At 57.6% G+C, this 568-nt stretch carries 1 protein-coding gene; it reads right to left on the bottom strand.

From position 1 onward, the window contains the following. Positions 1-568 (bottom strand): 4Fe-4S dicluster domain-containing protein (locus ACR0IP_RS23420; protein ID WP_480528199.1); only part of this gene is annotated, 568 nt, incomplete at both ends.

The raw sequence follows: 568 nt of genomic DNA, 5'->3' as shown, positions 1-568 counted from the left end.
CAATCCGCATTGCAGGCACGCATCCTGCTGAAAGTTAAGCTGGGGCTTGTCAGGGTTATCCATCAAAGCCCCGGACGGGCACAGCGACACACAACTAAGACAGAGTGTGCAACTGTCTGTATTCACTGCAACTGCACCGTAAGGCGAACCTTCAGGCAATGGCAGCGGGGCACCAGCCTGCGGGTTAAGGGCCTGTGCTGCCAGCCGTGCGATTTGTCGGCGGTTGCCAAGCGGCAAGACCGGATCTGCCAACGGTTGGGGTACCTTTTGCGCATACAGCAAGTCTGCCATCCCATCAGGGTCCACCTCTTCAATGAACCCGATTCCATCCGAACTGGTTATGGCACGTGCCAGTTCAATTTCGCGATCCAGCGCATCCCGTTCCGTTGTCGGTGCCAGCAGCACATCCACACGCGCAAATCCATGCGCCAGCGCGGCCAGCATTTCCGAATGACCGAACCCGGATATCACTTTCAATTCCAGCGGGATAACATCCGAAGGTAATCCCCGGCCGAACCTCGCTGCAAGCCTTATCATTTCGGCCCCGTGGGCGTCGTGCACAAGCAAC

The organism is Ruegeria sp. AL11 (assembly GCF_056540865.1).
The sequence above is the reverse complement of the archived record's forward strand: the minus strand, read 5'-3'. Positions and strand labels throughout refer to the sequence as shown.